Annotated in this window: 13 protein-coding genes; 2 read left to right on the top strand and 11 right to left on the bottom strand. The window is 62.8% G+C overall.

Translation table 11 applies throughout. The features are described 5' to 3' along the window. Nucleotides 1–103: 103 nt before the first annotated feature. The 11 genes from AC1Q8Q_RS30935 to AC1Q8Q_RS30885 form a co-directional block, all read right to left on the bottom strand. Entirely contained in the window at nt 104–937 is an 834-nt protein-coding gene (locus AC1Q8Q_RS30935) for an SDR family NAD(P)-dependent oxidoreductase (protein WP_020800085.1), read from the bottom strand. Nucleotides 938–948: 11 nt separating this feature from the next. After that, nucleotides 949–1,716 (bottom strand): SDR family oxidoreductase, encoded by a 768-nt coding sequence (locus tag AC1Q8Q_RS30930; RefSeq protein WP_020800084.1) that lies wholly within the window; start codon nt 1,714–1,716, stop codon nt 949–951. 246 nt (nt 1,717–1,962) lie between these two features. Continuing rightward, nucleotides 1,963–3,198, bottom strand: coding sequence for a helix-turn-helix transcriptional regulator (locus AC1Q8Q_RS30925; RefSeq protein ID WP_020800083.1), 1,236 nt, complete (start codon nt 3,196–3,198; stop codon nt 1,963–1,965). A 146-nt stretch (nt 3,199–3,344) separates the two neighbouring features. Continuing rightward, complete coding sequence (locus tag AC1Q8Q_RS30920; protein ID WP_033044538.1) at nt 3,345–5,777, bottom strand: efflux RND transporter permease subunit; 2,433 nt, start codon at nt 5,775–5,777, stop codon at nt 3,345–3,347. A gap of 14 nt (nt 5,778–5,791) precedes the next feature. Further along, nucleotides 5,792–6,778, bottom strand: a complete 987-nt coding sequence (locus tag AC1Q8Q_RS30915; RefSeq protein ID WP_083349410.1) for a WD40/YVTN/BNR-like repeat-containing protein — start codon at nt 6,776–6,778, stop codon at nt 5,792–5,794. A gap of 579 nt (nt 6,779–7,357) precedes the next feature. Next, the gene (locus AC1Q8Q_RS30910; protein ID WP_492615918.1) at nt 7,358–8,308 is read right to left on the bottom strand and encodes a bifunctional OB-fold nucleic acid binding domain-containing protein/MaoC family dehydratase; all 951 of its coding nucleotides are present in this window, start codon (nt 8,306–8,308) and stop codon (nt 7,358–7,360) included. A 4-nt stretch (nt 8,309–8,312) separates the two neighbouring features. Next, nucleotides 8,313–9,524 (bottom strand): thiolase family protein, encoded by a 1,212-nt coding sequence (locus AC1Q8Q_RS30905; RefSeq protein WP_020800079.1) that lies wholly within the window; start codon nt 9,522–9,524, stop codon nt 8,313–8,315. A 93-nt stretch (nt 9,525–9,617) separates the two neighbouring features. Then, nucleotides 9,618–11,252 (bottom strand): DUF1302 domain-containing protein, encoded by a 1,635-nt coding sequence (locus tag AC1Q8Q_RS30900; RefSeq protein WP_168759207.1) that lies wholly within the window; start codon nt 11,250–11,252, stop codon nt 9,618–9,620. Between the two features lie 100 nt (nt 11,253–11,352). Then, the gene (locus tag AC1Q8Q_RS30895; protein ID WP_168758568.1) at nt 11,353–12,438 is read right to left on the bottom strand and encodes an MBL fold metallo-hydrolase; all 1,086 of its coding nucleotides are present in this window, start codon (nt 12,436–12,438) and stop codon (nt 11,353–11,355) included. Continuing rightward, complete coding sequence (locus tag AC1Q8Q_RS30890) at nt 12,431–14,284, bottom strand: long-chain-acyl-CoA synthetase (RefSeq protein ID WP_492615917.1); 1,854 nt, start codon at nt 14,282–14,284, stop codon at nt 12,431–12,433. Before AC1Q8Q_RS30890 ends, AC1Q8Q_RS30895 begins: the two co-directional genes overlap by 8 nt. Continuing rightward, complete coding sequence (locus AC1Q8Q_RS30885; protein WP_020800075.1) at nt 14,281–15,366, bottom strand: alkene reductase; 1,086 nt, start codon at nt 15,364–15,366, stop codon at nt 14,281–14,283. Before AC1Q8Q_RS30885 ends, AC1Q8Q_RS30890 begins: the two co-directional genes overlap by 4 nt. Nucleotides 15,367–15,884: 518 nt before the next feature. Here AC1Q8Q_RS30885 and AC1Q8Q_RS30880 point away from each other — a divergent pair. Together AC1Q8Q_RS30880 and AC1Q8Q_RS30875 are read left to right on the top strand one after the other, a co-directional pair. Further along, nucleotides 15,885–17,213 (top strand): spinster family MFS transporter, encoded by a 1,329-nt coding sequence (locus tag AC1Q8Q_RS30880; protein ID WP_033045701.1) that lies wholly within the window; start codon nt 15,885–15,887, stop codon nt 17,211–17,213. A gap of 260 nt (nt 17,214–17,473) precedes the next feature. Continuing rightward, on the top strand, nt 17,474–17,908 hold the full coding sequence (locus AC1Q8Q_RS30875) for a nuclear transport factor 2 family protein (RefSeq protein WP_083349416.1): 435 nt from the start codon (nt 17,474–17,476) through the stop codon (nt 17,906–17,908). The last annotated feature ends 270 nt before the right edge of the window (nt 17,909–18,178 follow it).

Genomic DNA, 18,178 nt, shown 5'->3' with positions numbered 1-18,178 from the left:
CGGCGTTCCGTTTTTCCAAGTGACTCGCTGTAAGAGCGAAACCCTAGGTGGCCGTTACCGCAGGAATGGATATGTACACGAAAAAAAACAGTCGATCACTGGCCTAACGCCAATCAGCAACAATCCCATGCTCCAACGCAAACGGCTGCGCAGCAATCGTCCGACGCTGAAACCCTGGTGCCTGCTCTGCAGTAGCCAGCCACAACATCACCGCCGCCGGCACATGCGGCGGCGCACTGCCGGAACGCAAAGCGATCAATCCCTTGTCACCGATGGTCGCCTTGAGCGCTTCAGTGGTCACCACCCCTGGGTTAAGGGTGTAGGCACGAACGCCGAGATCACCCAATTCCGTGGCCATTACCCCGGAGAGTCGCGACACCGCCGCCTTGCCCGCGCCGTAGGCATAACCCCAGCCGCCCTTGCCCGCCGCCACCGGCGGATCGCTTTCGCCGGCGCCGGAGGTGACATTGATCACCACCCCGCCACCGCGCGTCACCATGTGTTCAGCCACCGCCTGGGTCAACAGGAATGGGGTGAGGATATAGCCCTGGAACATCCGCTCCAGGGTCTGGGCTTGCAAGTCCATGAACCCGGCGTTGAGGTCGCTGCCCTGGTAGATCGCGTTGTTGATCAGTACGTCGATGCGACCGTACTCGGCCAGCACCGCCTGGCAGGCGCCCAGGGCCGAAGCGCTGTCGAGCAGGTCCATGGGCACGACAAGCACCCGGCAACCAAGATCGCGCAACGCCTGCGCAGTGCCGTTGAGGCTGCCAGCCAGTGGCGCTCCGGCGGCATCGCGCAGGGCATGTTCATGTTGTTCACCCTCATTGAGGGTACGGGCGCTGATCGCCAGGTCGAAACCGGCGCGGGCGAACGCCAGCGCCGCCTCGCGACCGATACCACGGCTGGCGCCGGTAATGAATGCCACCTTGTTCATGCAAGTTCCTTTCAGAAGTGCGGAGCGCGGACCATGGCGTCCATGCCGCCATCGACGAAAACCACGCTGCCGTGGACAAAAGACGCTTGTGGCGACTGCAGGAAGACCACCACGGCGGCGATCTCATCAGGGCAACTGGAGCGGCCCAGGGGCGCGACGAAATCACGGGTTGCCTGGCCAAAGCGCGCATCATCCAGCGACGCCTGGTGCAGCGGGGTTTCTACCGCACCCGGCGCCACCACGTTCAAACGCATGCCCCGCTTGCCCCAGCTTACGGCCAGGCTACGAGCATGACGGCTGATCGCGTATTTGGAGGCCGCATAGGCGACATGAGGCTGACCGAGGGTATTGGCCAGTTCCAGCGCCTGGACTTCATCGCCTGCAATCATCGCTTCAACCATCGCCTGACCGTCGACGCCTGAATGAGTCGCCGCCACCGAGCCGATCACCAGTGCCGCCGGTTGCTGACCCTTGGCAAGCGCACCTTGCAAGCCATCGAGCAATTGGCTGACGCCGAAGTAGTTGACCGCCGGGATCAGGCCGCAGGTCGGCGCCGTGACACCCACTCCGGCGCAGCAGATCAGCCCGTCGAGGACGCCGCCGCTGAGCTCAAGCACTCGGGTGATGGCCGCGTCACGCCCCTGGGCAGTGGACAGGTCGGCGATCACTTCGGCGTTGCTGCGATCGATCCCGATAACCTGGTGCCCGGCGGCGCGTAGGGCGGCGGATACGGCGGCGCCGATTCCCGAGGCGCTGCCGGTGATGGCTGTAATTGGCATAGTGGTTCTCCGTGATAGGTCCGCCCAGTATCGACAGGGCAATCACGGGACGGCATCGTCCGTGCGGACTAAAAATTGATGTGTTGAAACCAGAGGAAACCCGGGCGCCGCGGTGTGACTGATACACCGCGGCGCCTGGTTCGCCTGTAGGAGCCAGGCTTGCCGGCGAAGAACAATTATGCGGAGTGACAGATACACCGCGGCGCCTGGTTCGCGGGCAAGCCTCGCTCCTACAGACCATCAAATTCAGGCCTGGCGATAAATCGGCACGGCCAGTTGCAGCGGCGGCACTTTGATCTTTTCCGTCACTTTCAACCCAAGCCTGGGTTTGCCCAAAGCCACCACGCTGTTGAGCAGGATGCGCACCAACTCGGTCTGGCGCCGCACGCCGGTCTTGGAGAATATCGAGCGCAAATGCGCCCTCGCGGTATTGCGTCTGATATTAAGAACCTCTGCAGCTTCTTCCAGGGACAGGCCGTTGGCCAGTTCCATGGCCAGGGCAGTTTCGGCCTTGGTCAGGTTGAACAACTGCTTGGTCACCACCTCGCTGGCCAGGGATTTACTCGACGCATCGCGGATGTAAACCAGCGCTGCGGGCTGGCCCTTCTCCTCGGCCCAGTCCAGGGACCGTATCGATTCAACCACTACACCGAGGGCGACCAGTCCGGAAGGACGGGTCACTGACATGGCCTCGGCGTCTTTTGGAGCATCCGGGGAAAACGCGGCGCGAATCAAGCGTTGCAGCTCGCGGTTGTCGCTGGGGTAAGTCGCCTCCAGGCGCCCGCCCACCAGTTTCAAGCCGTCGGAACGGGCGAGGATTTCCTGGGCCACCGGGTTGATCTGCAACACGCTGCCGCTCTCGTCGAGCACCAGGGTCGCCACCGATAGCCGGCTGATGGCCTGGGAGTACAACTCGCTCAGCGATTCACTGCGGTCCAGCAGGTTATGCAATTGCGAGGCACGCCGAAGGTGGGGCAGGAAACTGGCGCACACCGCGCGTTCATGGGCAGAGAAATTGGCTGCCCGTTTAGGGCGGGTCATGCGAAAACGCAGTTTGCCGCCGTCCGGCGTGGAAATGTCGGCACACATCAGGTGGTACACGTCATGGGGCTCGCAGAACATCTTGAAGTAGCCGTTCTGCTCCCACTGCGTGGTGCTCATGATGTCGTCCACGGTGAATACATGGTCCAGCGGCTGATTGGAGAAAGGTGAATTGGTTTGCGGGTAGGTCATGTAACAGACATCACCGGCACCTTCGATCTCGCCAACGATGATCATCACGCCGGTATCGGGTTGATCCGGCACCCGCAGGATCAGCGTGACGAAGTTGGCATCGTAGAGTTTGAGAAAGCTCCTGAGCGCCGTGGCCATCAGTTTCGGATCGAGTGCGCCTTCATAGATCTCGCCCACCAACTGGTTGTAGCGTGTAAGGTCCAGGCCAAGACTGGCCAGGGCTTCATGGGTCAAGTCACCGTTTTGCATAGTCTCATCTCGCTCGGGTAAGGACTGTGCCCTTCCCTTGTTATTTTTATAATTTCGGCTGGGGAGCCCAGGGCTCCCCTCTCTCGACTGCTACTTGCCCGCCAGTTTCACCAGCGCCTGCGGACTCCACAATAGGTCCGCCAGGATTATTTTTCGTTCGCGGTATCACGCGCAGCCGGGCTGTTTTTCAAGCGGAACTGCCCGTGTGCCGGTACCGGTTGGCGTACCCGTGCGGTGACCAGTGGTCGCCCGCGATTGAACCAGGCCGCCAGCGCCGGCAGGAGGAAAATTGCCCCCAACACGTTGACCAGGAACATGAACGACAGCAGCACGCCCATGTCGGCCTGGAACTTCAGCGGCGCGAACGCCCAGGTGCAGACCCCGATGGCCATGGTCACAGCCGTGAACACCGCGGCCGTACCCCGTTGGCACATGGCCTCGTAGAACGCCTCCCGCAGATTGGCACCGCGCAGCATTTCATGCTGGATGCGCTCGTACAGGTAAATCCCGTAGTCGACCCCCACCCCCACTCCCAGCGCCATCACTGGCAAGGTGGCAACCTTGAGGCCGATCCCGAGCAGGGTCATCAGCGCGTTGCACAGGATCGCAACAATCGCCAGCGGCACCAGAATGCACAGCACCGCGCGGATCGACAAGAAGGTCAGCCAGCAAAACAACGCCACCGATCCGAATAGTGCCCCCAGCATGATGACTTCGGCACGCTTGACCGCCTCGTTGGAGGCTGCCATCACCCCGACGTTGCCACCGGCCAGGAGGAATTCGACTTCTGGCGAGCTGACTTCGGCAATGATGCGGTTGGCCTCACTGATCACATGGCTGACGGTGCTGCCTTCGTGGTTGGCCAGGAACACCAGGATCTGCATCTGTTGGCAGCCGTCGGTGACCAGTCCGTCATCCGGCATATAGGCCCTTGCGCCCTGGCTCAGGCCTCGGGGCGAGCCCGGAATCGCCGCCCAGCGCGGATTGCCTTCGTTATTGCCGGCGATCACCCGCTTGCCCATGTCCGCCACGCTCTGGATCGACTGAACGCTTGTGACGGTGCGCATACGAAAGTCGAACGCCTCCACCGCACGCATCACCGTGGGTGACAGGCAGCCTTCGTCGACGCCCTTGACCTGGACGAACACTGACAACACATCAAGACCGATGGAGTAGCTGTTGATGATCTTGGCGTTGTCCTGGTTGTAGCGCGAATCGGCCCGCAGTTCCGGCGCGCCCGCGCCGATGTCGCCTACCGCCAGGTCGCGAGCCTTCCAGGCCCCGGCTGCCAGGAGCAACAGGCTGACGGCAAACACCCCGAGGGCCGGCCCCGGTTCGGCAAGCGCCGACAGGCGCCACCACAGGCGATGCCTGCCCGCCGGCCGCGCCTGCGCCCGGCGCAACAGCGCAGGTTCCAGGCGCAGGTAGGAAATGATCACCGGCAGCATGAGTTTGTTGGTGATGATCATCAGCATCACGCCGATGCAGGCCGTTACCCCCAGTTCGTGGACGATGGGGATATCGATCATCATGATCACCGCGAACCCCAAGGCGTTCATCAGCAAGGCCAGGGAGCCGGGGATGAAGATCTTGCAGAACGCCAGGCGCGCCGCTTCCCTGGAACTGCTGCCGGCCAGCACGTCCTGCTTCCAGGCATTGGTCATCTGCACCGCATGGGATACGCCGATGGAGAAGATCAGGAACGGCACCAGGATCGACATCGGATCGATGCCCAACCCCAACAGCGGCAACAACCCCAGCAGCCAGACCACCGGCAGCAACGCTACCAGCAGCGCCACCACGGTCAGGCGCAGGGAACGCGAGTACAGCCACAGCAGCAACCCGGTGATCACGAACGCGACGACAAAGAAGCCAATCACCGTGTTCAGCCCTTCGACCACGTCGCCCACCAGTTTGGCGAAGCCGACAATGTTGATCTCGATGTCAGGGCTGTTGTACTTGCCGCGAACTTCTTCCAGGCGCTTGGCGATTTCAACATAGGATACCGGCTGGCCGGTCTTGGGGTCAGTGTCCTGCAAGTCGGCACGGACCATGGCCGACTTCAGGTCGTTGGCCACCAGGCGGCCGACCTGTCCGGACGCCGCAGTGTTGCTGCGCACCTGCGCCAGGTCCTCAGGGGTGCCGCTGAAGCGCGGTGGCACCACCACGTCGCCGAAGAAGCCTTCCTCGGTAATTTCGATATAGCGCACGTTGGCGGTAAACAGCGACGTCACGCTGGGACGGCTGACTCCGGAAATGAAAAACACGTCGTCGGTGACTTTGCGCAGGGTCTCCAGGTACTCGGCGTTGTAGATGTCGCCCTCGCCTTTCCAGCGCACGCTGACCAGGAAACGGTTGGCGCCGGTGAAGTAACGGCTGAACTTGAGAAAGTTGACCATGTACTCATGACGCACCGGGATCTGTTTGTTGAAGCCCGGGTCCAGTTGCGTGTGGGTAGCGCTGTAGCCCAGGCCCAGCGTCACCAGGACAAACAGCAACAGCAGTCCCTTGCGCCAGGCCATCAGGTAGTCCGCGCACGTTTCGACGCCACGCGTCACCCAGTGTTTACCTTGATTCATTGCCTGCCTCTCATTTACTGGGTGGCCTGTGTGGCCACTAGGGCAGCAACGCTGCCACCTGAACCCTGCAATACCCCACGCTCGCCACCCACCAGCAGGCGCGAGCCCACCATCGCCGCCGAGGTCAACGTACCGAGCCCGGCCAGCCGCGCGACACCTACCAGTGCACCCTGTGCATCCAGGCGCACCACCGAGCTGCCGGCACCGACGATCACCAGGCCCGAGTGATCGGGCAGCAGTACATGGCCGTACAGCGGCAGTTGATTACCCACGTCGATCTGGGTCCAGCTGTCGCCGAAGTCGTGGCTGACGAACACATGCCCGCGCATGCCATAAGTCACCCAATTATTCGCGCTCAGGCGCACGATGCCGAACAGCGAACCGCTGTAGAACGCCGGCAAGGTTTGCCAATGCTGGCCGCCATCGGCCGTGCGCAGCACCAGGCCCTGTTCGCCCACCAGCATGCGTCGGCCATCGTCGCCACCGGCCATGCTGTTGAGGTGTGCGCTGTCGATGTCCAGGACCTGCGGTGTCCAGGTCTGTCCGGCATCGGAAGATTGATAGAACTTGCCAAAGCTGCCGAACGCCATGACGTTGTCGCCACCGCTGCTCCAGATCCCCAGCAATGGCTCGCCCAAATCGCTGTCGTAGCGAATTTCCTGCCAATGGCTGCCGGCGTCCGTGGAACGCAGGATCAAGCCGTCATGCCCCACCGCCAGCAAGCGCTGCGGGTCCAGCGCCACCAGGGCAGTCAAGGTGGCATCGCGTTGCGGGGCGACACTGGCGGGCTGCCAGCTGACGCCCTGGTCGTCGCTGAGCAGGATGCTGCCGCGCTCGCCCACGGCGACCACGCGCGAGCCAAGGTTGAGCAGACCGTTGATCTGCACCCGGTCCGGGCGTGTGGCCAACAGTTCTGCCTGCGGTGGAGATTTTGGGGAAAAGGTGTAGCCGATGGTCAGGGCGACCACCAGGCAGACCAAGTAGCCGATCACAGAGCGCATGAGCAACGCTCCTGTTCGGGGCACGCGTGCATAGGGCAAGTCATAGGCCAATCCTCTTGTTCTTGTCAGGCGCCAGGGCATGCGAGGCAACCGAATCGGGCGTCGCCTCCGGGGCAATAGTCGGCGCAAGGGGTGGGTCACACATCGTCCAAATGGCTTATGGATTGGCGCAAATGGCGTGGCGGTCGGGACTTGGTTTTTTTGCGGGAGTATTCGATCCCCCGTCGGAGCGAGCATGCTCTGCGATGGAGGTCAACGATGACGCGGGGAGCCTGACATCCCGCGGTGCTCTCAGGTTTTTCGCGAGCATTCGAGCGTCGACCGGCTGCTCCTACAGGGCCCGCCGCGCTGGGCAGAACCTGCACTCGGGGGCAAAAAATCAAAAACCAAAGCAGAGCAAAAGCAAAGGCAAACGGCCTGCCAGTCGACCTGATTGCAGGACTGTCCACGATCCAATTGTGGGAGCGAGCCTGCTCGCGAAGAGGCCATGCCAGTCGCCATCCAGGTCAACTGATCTAACGCTTTCGCGAGCAGGCTCGCTCCCACAGGACCTCACCCATTCAATGGCTCCGGTGGCGATCAGGCGAGGTACAGGATGACCAGGTCGTTGATCACCGACGGCCGGTCCTGGCCCACCACGTGGGTGGTGAGTTCCAGGGTCAGCTGGGTGCCACGGGCCGACAGATCGACCTTTTTCACCCGCGCCCGCGAATGGATGCGCGAGCCGGCCGGTACTGGCGCCGGGAAGCGCAGGCGGTCGGAGCCGTAGTTGACCTGGGTGGTGAAACCACTGATTTCGAAGCCCAGTGCCAGTTTCATCCGTGACTGCAGCACCTGCACCAGCGCGCCGTGGGCGATCGTGCCGCCGAACGGGCTTTGCAGGCGGGCGCGTTCCGGATCGGTATGGATCCAGTAATCGTCGCCCGACAACTGGGCGAAGGCGTCGATCAGCGCCTGGTCGACCACCACCACGTTGCTCCAGTCGCTGAACTGATCGCTGACCAGGGCCTGCAAGGCCGCTTCATCATTGAGGTCAATCTGCCGCACGGGCGGTTGCTCCGACGCCACCGGCGCCGGTTCGCAGTCCTGCGCGGGCAGCGGCTCAAGGCTCGCCGCGTCCTTGTCCACCCCGGTGAAACGCAGCAGGCGGTTACCCTTGGCATCGACTTCGGCGAACACCGGCTGCAAGGCCATGCCGATGCGGATTTCGTCTTCTTCGAGGCCCACCAGGTTGGTGTTGATGCGCACCCCTTGGGCCAGCTCTACTACTGCCAGCTTCTGCGGCATTTCATCCATGAAATCGGGCAAGGTGGCAATGCGCGTCACCGTGTAGCTGTACAGCGTCGCGGCGCCGTCGACTTCGCGCCAGGCCAAATCATGTTCCAGGCACACCGGGCAATGCCGGCGCGGGTAGAAATTCCAGTGCGTACAGGCATTGCATTGCTGGATCAACAGGCGGCGAGCCTTCAGGCCCTCCCAGAACGGTGCGGAGATCTGCGTCGCGACCGGCATCGGTTTGTTGTTGGACATGTGCTTATGCTCCCTGAAGTATCAATGCGCCCTGCTCGCTCATCACGCCGCCGGTGCCGGAGACGTAGACGCTGTCGCAGCGCCCCAGTTGGCGCTCGCCGGCAGTGCCGGCGATCTGCGTCACCGCCTCGATCACCTGGCTCATGCCACCGGCCGAGGCCGACTGGCCGAAACTGAGTTGCCCGCCGTGGGTGTTCATCGGGAAGTCGCCTCGCCAGGTCAGGTCGTGTTCACGCACGAAGGCCATGCCCTCGCCCTTGCCACAGAAACCGGCGTCTTCCAGGGTCAGCAAAGTGGTGATGGTGTAGCAGTCGTAGATCTGTGCGGCATCGACGTCCTTGGGCTTGAGGCCCGCCATGGCAAAGGCCCGCTCGGAAGCCGGGCCAATCGGCGTGCGCAGCATGTCCTCGGCATACGATGGCGACTTGAATGCCAGGTGCTCGCCAAAGCCGGTAATGAAGGCCGGGCGTTTGCGGGCCCGTGCCGCCACTTCCTTGTTGGTGATGATCAGCGCGGCGCCACCGGCCACCGGCATGACGATCTCGAGGACGTGGAGAGGGTCGGCGACCATTTTGCTCGCCAGGACCTGCTCGATGGTCAACGGCTGGCCATAGAACATGGCTTGCGGGTTGGCCAAGGCATTGGTGCGCTGGTCGACGGCGATCTTGGCCATCGCCCGCTGGTCGTAGTCGTACTGAGCGGCATAACGCTGGGCGATCATCGCGTAGCCGGTGTTCTGGCCCATGTGCCCATAAGGCAGGTCGAACTCGGCTTCAGGCGCGCCAAACGCGGTGCTGTGTCCGCCGAAACGCATGGAGCGGGCCATCCAGCCGGGATCTTCGTCGGGTCCCAGCGGCGCCATGCGCGCAGGAATGACGCACAGCACGGCCTGGCACAGCCCCAGTTCGATGGCGGCGGCAGCGCGCCAGACCATGCCTACCGAGGTGCATCCACCCAGGTCCACCACTTCGGCGAAGTTCAATCGCAGGCCCAGGTATTCGGCGGCCATCGCCGGTACGAACACCGAAGCCTCGTGAAAGTGCGGGCCGTTGATCACCAGCCCATCGAGGTCCGAGGCCTTCAGCCCGGCATCGCGCAGGGCCTGTGCCGCCAGGTCGGCGACTTGCTCGAGGTGAAACATCTTGGGCGCGGTCGAATATTTTTCCGGTTTGTATTGTGCGCTGCCAACGATGGCCGCATGCCCTTTGAGTCCCATAGTGCCTCCATGCCGAAGCGTTCAGCTGCGGCCTATTCCAGGTTGTGTTGAAGCTCCGGGCACACCACGGCGACCCGGATCTTGGGGGGTCGATCAGAAGGTGTATTTCATCGAGAACGTGGCGTAGTCGCGGTCGGCGAACGGACGGTCGATCGGATCAGCTGCACCCAGATAAGAGATGTATCTCAAGCCGAGTTCCAGGTTGCCCAGGTACTTGAAGGTCGTGCCCGCGCTCAGGCGTCGGTCACCGGCGACGCCGGAGATGCTTCCGGCCATGGGCGTGGAGCCGCTGAAGACGTTGGAGAAACTGAAGGGGACTTCCAGATCCCAGCCTTGGAAAACTCCCGGATAACTGAACGATGCGCCCACGGTGTAGGCGCTGGAAGACTTGGTGCGGTAACCCGCGGCTGTGCTGTAGGTGTAGTCATCGGAAGAGGCCACTAGAGGTGCCAAGGAGGGTAATAGGTTCACGCCTTGCAGGTTGGGCGCCGCCGAAGTGGATTCAACGCTGTCGACCTGCACACGGATGATTTCGGCAGTCAGGGTGGTCTGGCTGGCCCAGGGGCGGTTCCCCAGGATCCGGAGCGCCGATAGCTGCATTTGCTGGCCCTTGCCTTTGGACGGCACCGCGCCAAGGCCGGTATTGACCATCACTGGCGCACCGTCGCGGTACGACCATTCGGCGCCGAACTGGGTGTCGCCGATCTTGGTCGAGGCGGCGATGCCGGTCAGCTTGATGTCTTCAAAGTACTTGATCCGGTAACCATTGCTGACGAAGGCGTTGAGGCCACCGCCCACCGGCCGCGGGTCGTAGCCGACCAGAGCGGTGGCCGGGTTCTTGTCGTGGTAGTTGACGTGGAACAACGACAGCTCGATGGCCGGTACCGGGCGGTAGCGCACCTGCACGCCCCACTGGCCGCTATCGCGCGGTTCGTCGGTGCCGCGGTAAGCGATCTTCTGGCCGTTGGCGTAGATGAACTCGCGACCGGGGCCAACCACGTCACTGCTCGATAGGTAGCTACCCACCGGCGGCAGTTCGGTGCCCTTCCATTCGTATTGCACATATGCACCGAACGTCAGCTGGGGGTTCAGTCGGAACGAGCCGGAGAACTGGCCCACCGGCAAGAGTATTTCCTTGACCTCGACACCCGGCTGGGACGCTTTTACCGCGTCAGACGGGTTTTGTACGCCATTCACACCCGGGTAGAACAAACTTTCGCCCCAGGATTCGATATGCCGCCCGGCCTTGACGTCCAGCATGGTGTCGTTGTCAAAGCGCCAGCCGCTGAACACATAGGCATCCAGCAGTTTGCTACGTCCGCCGCTGTAGTAACGGGTATCACTGGTGAACTCGTCATTGCTGCCGGTTTTGTTCACGGTGGCGGGCGAGTCGTTATCGTTCCCGCTGTGGTAGACGTCGTCGTAGAAGGTACTGCCGCGCACCACGGCGCCATAGTTGTCCTTGCGCAGGATTATTTCGCCCAGCGCGCCCACACGGTTGGTGGTCAGGCTGCCACTATCGAAGTTGCGGTTGGCATCGTCGGCGTTGACCGTCAGCAAGCGATCGCTCTGACTGCCGGTGCGCACACCGATGCCATAGCTGGTGGTCACCGACCAGTCCATGGTCAAACCGTTGTCGAATTCGATCGTATCGCCGGCCCATACCGGCGTGGTCACCAGCGCAATCGCCGCCGCCAGGCTGCTGACCTGAAATGCGCTCGAAACCATGACCTTAGCGTTATTTTTGTTGTTGTTGATCACACTGATTCTCCTCAAGGGCAACCGGTTGGCTGCCTGGAATGTTCAACACTGCTGCCGTGCCATCCGCTCAAAACACGTTGAGCGGTGTAACCGGGCACGCTCCCCTTACAGCACGCCGGTAGCGAAAACACCCCCGGTCCTCTTCCCGCGCAAGCGACCCTTCGGCCACCAGGTAGTTGGCATGGGCCAACGTTTCGCCAAGCGCCATCAGTTCGTCGAAACGACCCGACAGCCTGGGGAACAGCACAGCCATGAGCTCGAGCACGGTGCGCGGCTCGTCACAGTTGGCCAGCATCTGCGCCAGATGCCCGCGGTGATGGGCGTCCAGCTGATCCAGGCGTTCATGCAAATTGAAAAACGGCCGCTCGTGCGCCGGCAGCACCAGCACGCTGTCGGGCACGCTGCGCAAATGCTCGATGGAATCGAGCCAGTCGCCCAGCGGGTTGGCCAACGGCTCCGTGGCATGTACGCCGACGGTGGAGGTGATGCGTGGCAACACCTGGTCGCCGGAGATCAGCAAGCCGTCATCGGCGGCATACAGACAGGCATGCTCCGGCGAGTGACCGCGGCCGATGACCACCTGCCAGGTGCGGCCACCGATATTCAGGAGGCTGCCCTCGCGCAAACGGCGGTAATGGTTCAGCGGCGCGGGCAGAAAATGGGCATTGCTCATCACCGCGAACATCTCGGTGCTTTGCTCGTCAGCCACGCCGGCCTTGCGGTAGAAGTCGAGGAAGTCCCAGCCCGGTGGTTGACCGGCGGGAAACTTGAGGTGCAGCGCCTGGAACTCGCTGGCGGTCATATACACCGGGCATTGAAAGCGCTCCGAAAGCCACGCGGCCACGCCGGCATGGTCAGAGTGAAAGTGCGTGCAGACCACCGCCAACAATGGCAGCCCGTCGCACACTTCACTGAACACCCGTTCCCAGACTTCGCGGGTCTGGTCGGTATTCATGCCGGTGTCGACCGCCACCCAGCCATCGGTGTGACGCAGCAGATAGAGGTTGATGTGGTCCAGGCGAAACGGCAGCGGCATGCGCAGCCACCACACGCCCGGCGCCACTTCGCGCACCTGCCCGCGATCGGGCGCCTGCGGCCATGGATACCGCAGGCCGCCGCGCAGTTCGTGACCGTTGTCGTCGAGGTCAGCCATGGTTGGCCACCGAAAAGGGCGTGAGGCCGGCGCGCGTCAGGGCCTCTACCGAGTAGGGCACATAGGTGCGCGCCTGGTCGTCGCGAATGAACAGCGGATCGCTGCACAGGCTCGGGCAATAGCCCTGGCGTTGCAGATCGACCTTGCGCAGCTTGAAGCTGGCCGTCAGGTCTGCCGACTGGGTGACTCGCACGAACACCGGGGTCGCATAGCGCGGCAAGCGCGTTTCGGTCAGGCGGTACAGAGCGTCCGGATCGAACGCCTGGCCTTCCTGCATGAGCACGGCGGCCATGCCGGCGCGTCCTTCATGGCCCGGTACCTGGACGCCATAGACGTTGATCAGCTCCAGGCCCGACAGATCGCTCAGGGCGTCCGCCACTTCCAGGGTCGACACGTTCTCGCTCTTCCAGCGATAGGTATCGCCGATGCGGTCGACGAAGTAGCAGTAACCGTCGGCGTCCTCGCGCAGCAAGTCGCCGGAGCTCCAGTAGGCATCGCCCTCGCGAAACACATTGCGGCGAATCTTGCTTTCGGTAGCCTCGCTTGAGGTGTAGCCCTCGAAACGTCCGCCACCGATCTCCGGGTGATCGACGATAAAGCCCATGGCCTCGCCAATCTCACCCACTTTGCAAACTTGATAGAAACCGTTTTCGTCCCGTGGATGGCAGTCGTTTTCGATGTCGTAACGCACCAGCCGCAGGTTGGTTTTGCTCCAGTCGGGTACCCGGCCGCAGGAACCGAAATAGTTGTCGACGTTGATCACCGTGGTATTGGCCTCGGTGGCGCCCCAACCCTCGAACACCTGGATCGGACCGAAGCGCTCCAGCCAGCGCTGCCAGGAGTCCGGCGACAGACCGGCACCGAGCATGCAACGCAGACTGTGCTCGCGCTCACCCGTTTGCACCGGCTGATTGAGCAGGTAGCGGCAGATCTCACCGATATACTGGAAGATGCTGATCTGATGACGCGCGACGTCCTTCCAGAACTCTCGCACGCTGAACTTGCGGCGCACCACGATGGCAGCGCCCACCCGCAGCGCGGTAGAGGTCACCGACGTGGCCGCGGCGCCGTGGTACAACGGCAGGCAGCAATAGAACACATCCTCGCGGGTAGCTTGCAGGGTCACTTCCATCACATCGCCCGAGGACATCCAGCGCATATGGCTGTAGCGCGCCGCCTTGGGCAAGCCGGTGGTGCCCGAGGTGAAGATCAGCAGGGTCGCGGCCTGCGCTTCGATGTGCGCGCGGATATCGCGGGGAAACGGCGTGCGCGGGGCTTTCTCCAGGCGCGCATCGAAATGCCCGTCGACGCCCTTGGGCAGCGGGCCACTCCAGGGATTTTCCGCGTCGCGTATCAGCCAGCACGGCAGGTCCGGAAACCCTTCGGTGGCCTGCACATTGGCCAGGCATTCTTCGCCTGTCACCAACGCCTTGGCTTCGGTGGTTTGCAACGCATGCAGCAGCGCGCGACCGCTGACCTGAGTGTTGATGAATGCCACCACCACCCCGAGCTTGACCAGGCCAAACCAGGTGCAGAAGAACGAGGGGCGGTTTTCCATGGCCAGGGCGCAGACATCGCCGGCACGCAGGCCATTGGCATAAAACGTGTGGGCCATCTGATTGGCCCGCGCATCGACCTCCAAGTAGCTCAAGGTCTGCTCGTTGTAGATCAGGAACGGGCGATCGCCCTGTTCACGCGCCTGGTGTTCCAGTCGGTCGGCCAGGGTGTAACGATCGCTCGGCTTGATCAGCCCGGCGGCGGCCGAACGCTGGTCGAGCAGCGCCTGGGTTTGCTCCCGAGGCACGGGGTGGGTCGGCAGGACGCCGGTCAGGTCGTTCAGGTTCATTGCGCCACCTCCTGGGCGATCGCTTGATAGGCGGAGTAGTCCGAGTAGCCGGCCGGGCCTGGCGTGTAGAGGGTCTTGCGGTCGAAACCACTGAGCGGCAGGCCCCGCTTCAAGCGCTCCACCAGATCGGGGTTGGCAATAAAGTGACGACCGAACGACACGGCAGCCCCCTCGCCCGACGCGAGAGCGGCGCTGGCCGAAAGGCCGTCGAAACCATCGTTGAGAATCAACGCATGGGGGCTGTGCCGGCGCGCCAGGGCGAAGGCATCGAGGTCAGCCAGGGGCGAGCGCATGATGTGCAGGTACGCCAGGCCCAACGGCGCCACGGCTTCACACAAGGCGGCCGCCGTCTCGGCCGGATCGCGGTCGTCGATGTCGTTGTAGGGGTTGCCGGGGCACAGGCGAAAGCCAACGCGGCCGGCGCCGATCGCAGTCGCCATGGCTTCGATCACTTCCTTGGCAAAACGCACCCGCCCCTTCGCGTCACCGCCGTAGGCATCACTGCGCTGGTTGCTGCCGGAGGCCATGAATTGCATCGGCAGATAACCGCTGGTGCAGTGCAGCTCGACACCGTCGAAACCGGCCTGACGCGCATTCAACGCGGCCTGGCGATAGTCTTCGATCACATCGCCAATGCCTTGCAAGGTCAGCGCCTGTGGCTCGTCGGTGTCCACCAGGCCCGCGGCATCGCTGAACACCTGGGTGCGCGCACGCAGCGCCGAAGGTGCCACCGTGGCGGCCCATGTCGGCTTGTTGTGCCGACTGGCGGCGCGGCCGACGTGCATCAGTTGCAGGACGATGCGCCCACCCTCGGCATGCACCGCCTCGGTGACCTGCTGCCAGCCGGCGATCTGTTCGCCGGTGTAGATGGCTGGGGTGCGGCAATAGCCCAGGCCGCTGGCGGACGGCGCGGTGCCTTCCGCCACGATCAACCCGGCACTGGCACGCTGGCGGTAGTACTCGACCATGGCGCTGCCGGGCACCGCATCGGCAAGGGCGCGACTGCGAGTCATGGGGGCCATGACAATGCGGTTGGCCAGTTGCAGTTCGCCCAGGGCGACCGGCTCGAACAAGACGCTCATTGCAATTCCTCAGCTTCTTATTGTTTTCTGGCGGCCTGAGGGCTTGCCACAGTGTGGGCAAGCGCTGGCACACCAGCGGATATGGGCTGAATGATTGATCGTGAGCGCGGGCGAAACATCGTCCGACAAGACTAGGTTCGCTATCGACAGGACGAACCCGATACCGCATCGTCTGTACGGTTCCGTAGGAGCCAGGCTTGCCGGCGAAAGGGACGCTGCGGTGTATCTGACACACCGCCTGTGGGAGCGAGGCTTGCCCGCGAAGAACGATGACGCGGTTTGGCAGATGTACCGAGGCGCCTGGTTCGCGGGCAAGTCGGATCGACCCCCGCTCGCTCCTACAGACGATCGGAACACCGCGGTGTCCCTTTCATACCGCGTCATCGTTCTTCGCCGGCAAGCCTGGCTCCTACGAGTGAACCGTTCCGGGGCGAAAAAGATGGTCTGAACGGACGATGAGAAAAAACCGGGACAAGCCCAGCATCGCGACAACTAGAACAAAACCGGGAGCACCCGCAGTGAACCAATCCACCCCCGTGACATGGCGAACGCACTATGCGTTGTTCGTGCTCGCCAGCATCTACGTGTTCAACTACATCGACCGCCAGTTGATGGCGATCCTGATTGAGCCGGTGAAGCTCGAATTCGGCATCTCCGATACCGGCATCGGCCTGCTTTCGGGCGTGACCTTCGCGGTGTTCTACACCGTGTTCGGCTTCCCGCTGGGGCGCCTCTCAGACCGCATCGGACGCAAGCCGGTGATCGCCTTCAGCTGTATCGCCTGGAGCCTGATGACCATGCTGTGCGGCATGGCCGGCAACTTCCTGACCCTGGTGTTGGCGCGGATCGGCGTGGCGGTCGGTGAGGCCGGTGGCACTGCGCCTTCGGTGGCGATGGTCTCGGACTTGTACCCGGCGAACCGCCGATCCACTGCCCTGTCGGTGCTGATGCTCGGTTCCAGCCTGGGGGCGATCGTCGGCTTGGGCCTGGGTGGCTGGATTGCCCAGCACCACGGTTGGCGCTACGCCTTCTTGCTGATCGGCGCACCCGGGATCTTCCTGGGCCTGCTTTTGCTGCTGACCGTGCGCACGCCCAAGCGCGTAGTGCCGCAGGCCCATCTCGCGATGCAACAGGATGGCTGGCTCAAGACCCTGGTCGAGCTGTTTCGCATGCCCTCGTTCCTGTGCCTGGTACTCACCGGCGGCGCGGCGGCGATTGCCGGTTACGCGATTGGCACCTGGAGCCCGAGTTTCCTGATCCGCTCCCACGGTCTCAACCTGCAGGAAGCCGGATTCCTGGTCGGTGTAGTGGGAGGTACCGGTGCGACCTTCGGCACCCTGCTGTGCGGCATGGTTACCGACCGCATGGCGCGTCGCGATGTCGGCTGGCAAATCGGCGTGCCGTTGTTGGGTACGCTGATCAGCATTCCCTTCGCCCTGGCGTACTTCCTCTGGCCCCAAGGCACGGCATTCCATATCGGCAACATCGCAGTACCCCAGGCGTTCCTGTTCTACAGCGCATTCGCCTTTTTCGGTGTGTGGTGGGCAACACCGTGCCTGAGCGCGATCACCCACCTGTTCCCGGCCACGCGACTGGCCCAGGCCACGGCCATTTTCGTCATGTCGATGACCCTGCTGGGCGTCGGTATCGGGCCGCTGTTCGTCGGCATGCTCAGCGATTTCTTCGTGCCGACCCTGGGCAGTGAATCCCTGCGTTATGCCCTGGCTTCGTCGGTGTCCATGCTGATGCTGGCCAGCGTATTCCTGGCCTTTGCACTGCCCCGTTATCGCCAACAGATGAAGAGCCCGGCTGCGCACCTTGCACCGGTCCGTGCCGTGACGGCCTGACCCTTTCCCGCACCATCACGCCGCTGCAACCTCGCCAGGTTCCAGCGGCTTTTTTAAGGGTTCGTCTTGCATTCCCGGGAAAAATGTATGAAGCATTACCTGTAGGAGCGAGCCTGCTCGCGAAAAACCTGATAGCACCGCGGGGCGTCAGGCTCCCCGCGTCATCGTTGACCTCCATCGCGAGCAGGCTTGCTCCTACAAGTATCGCGTTATCTGTTTTACCGGGATCGCGTGAAAAACGTTTTCTCATGAGGATCACCATGAGTACCAGCGCCGTACAGATCTGCAACCTGCTCTACCGTTACGCCGAGCACCTGGACAGCGGCCAGCTGGTCGAGGCCGCCGAGCTGTTTCGTCACGCCCGTATCAAGGTAAGCAGCCAGGACAAGTGCATTGATCACACCGCCCTGCTGGGGATCTGGCAGCAACGCATCAAGCTCTACCCCTGCGGCACTCCGCGCACCCGACACGTCATCAGCAACCCCATCGTCGACATCGATGAAGCCTCCGGAACCGCCACGGTTCGCGCCTGCTACACCGTGCTGCAGGCTACCGACACGCTAACCCTGCAACCCATCGCCGCCGGGCGTTACCTGGATGAATTCGAACGTGTCGACGGGGTCTGGCGGTTCAGCTTTCGTGATTATTCACACCTGGACATGATGGGGGACTTGCGCGGGCATTTGTTGATGTAGGCACGAAGGCGGCCTGACAGCCGGCCTGGTTACTGGCGTGTCCGCGATCCTCTGTGGGAGATTGTTGTCTGAGTACATATCCGTTGCTGCGGTAACGGCCACTTTTGGTTCCGCTTTTACAGCGGGTCACTTTGAAAAGCGCAAAGTAACCAAACGCTTTTGCCCCACCACTCGGTACCTCGCTAGGGCTCGGCATGCCCTCACTCCGGCATTGCTCCGTGGGTCGCCGCGATGGGCCGTCCCTGGCCCAGCGCGGCTAAACCGGCGTCC

The sequence above is a fragment of the Pseudomonas sp. GW823-FHT06B06 genome, assembly GCF_058795195.1.
The sequence above is the reverse complement of the archived record's forward strand: the minus strand, read 5'-3'. Positions and strand labels throughout refer to the sequence as shown.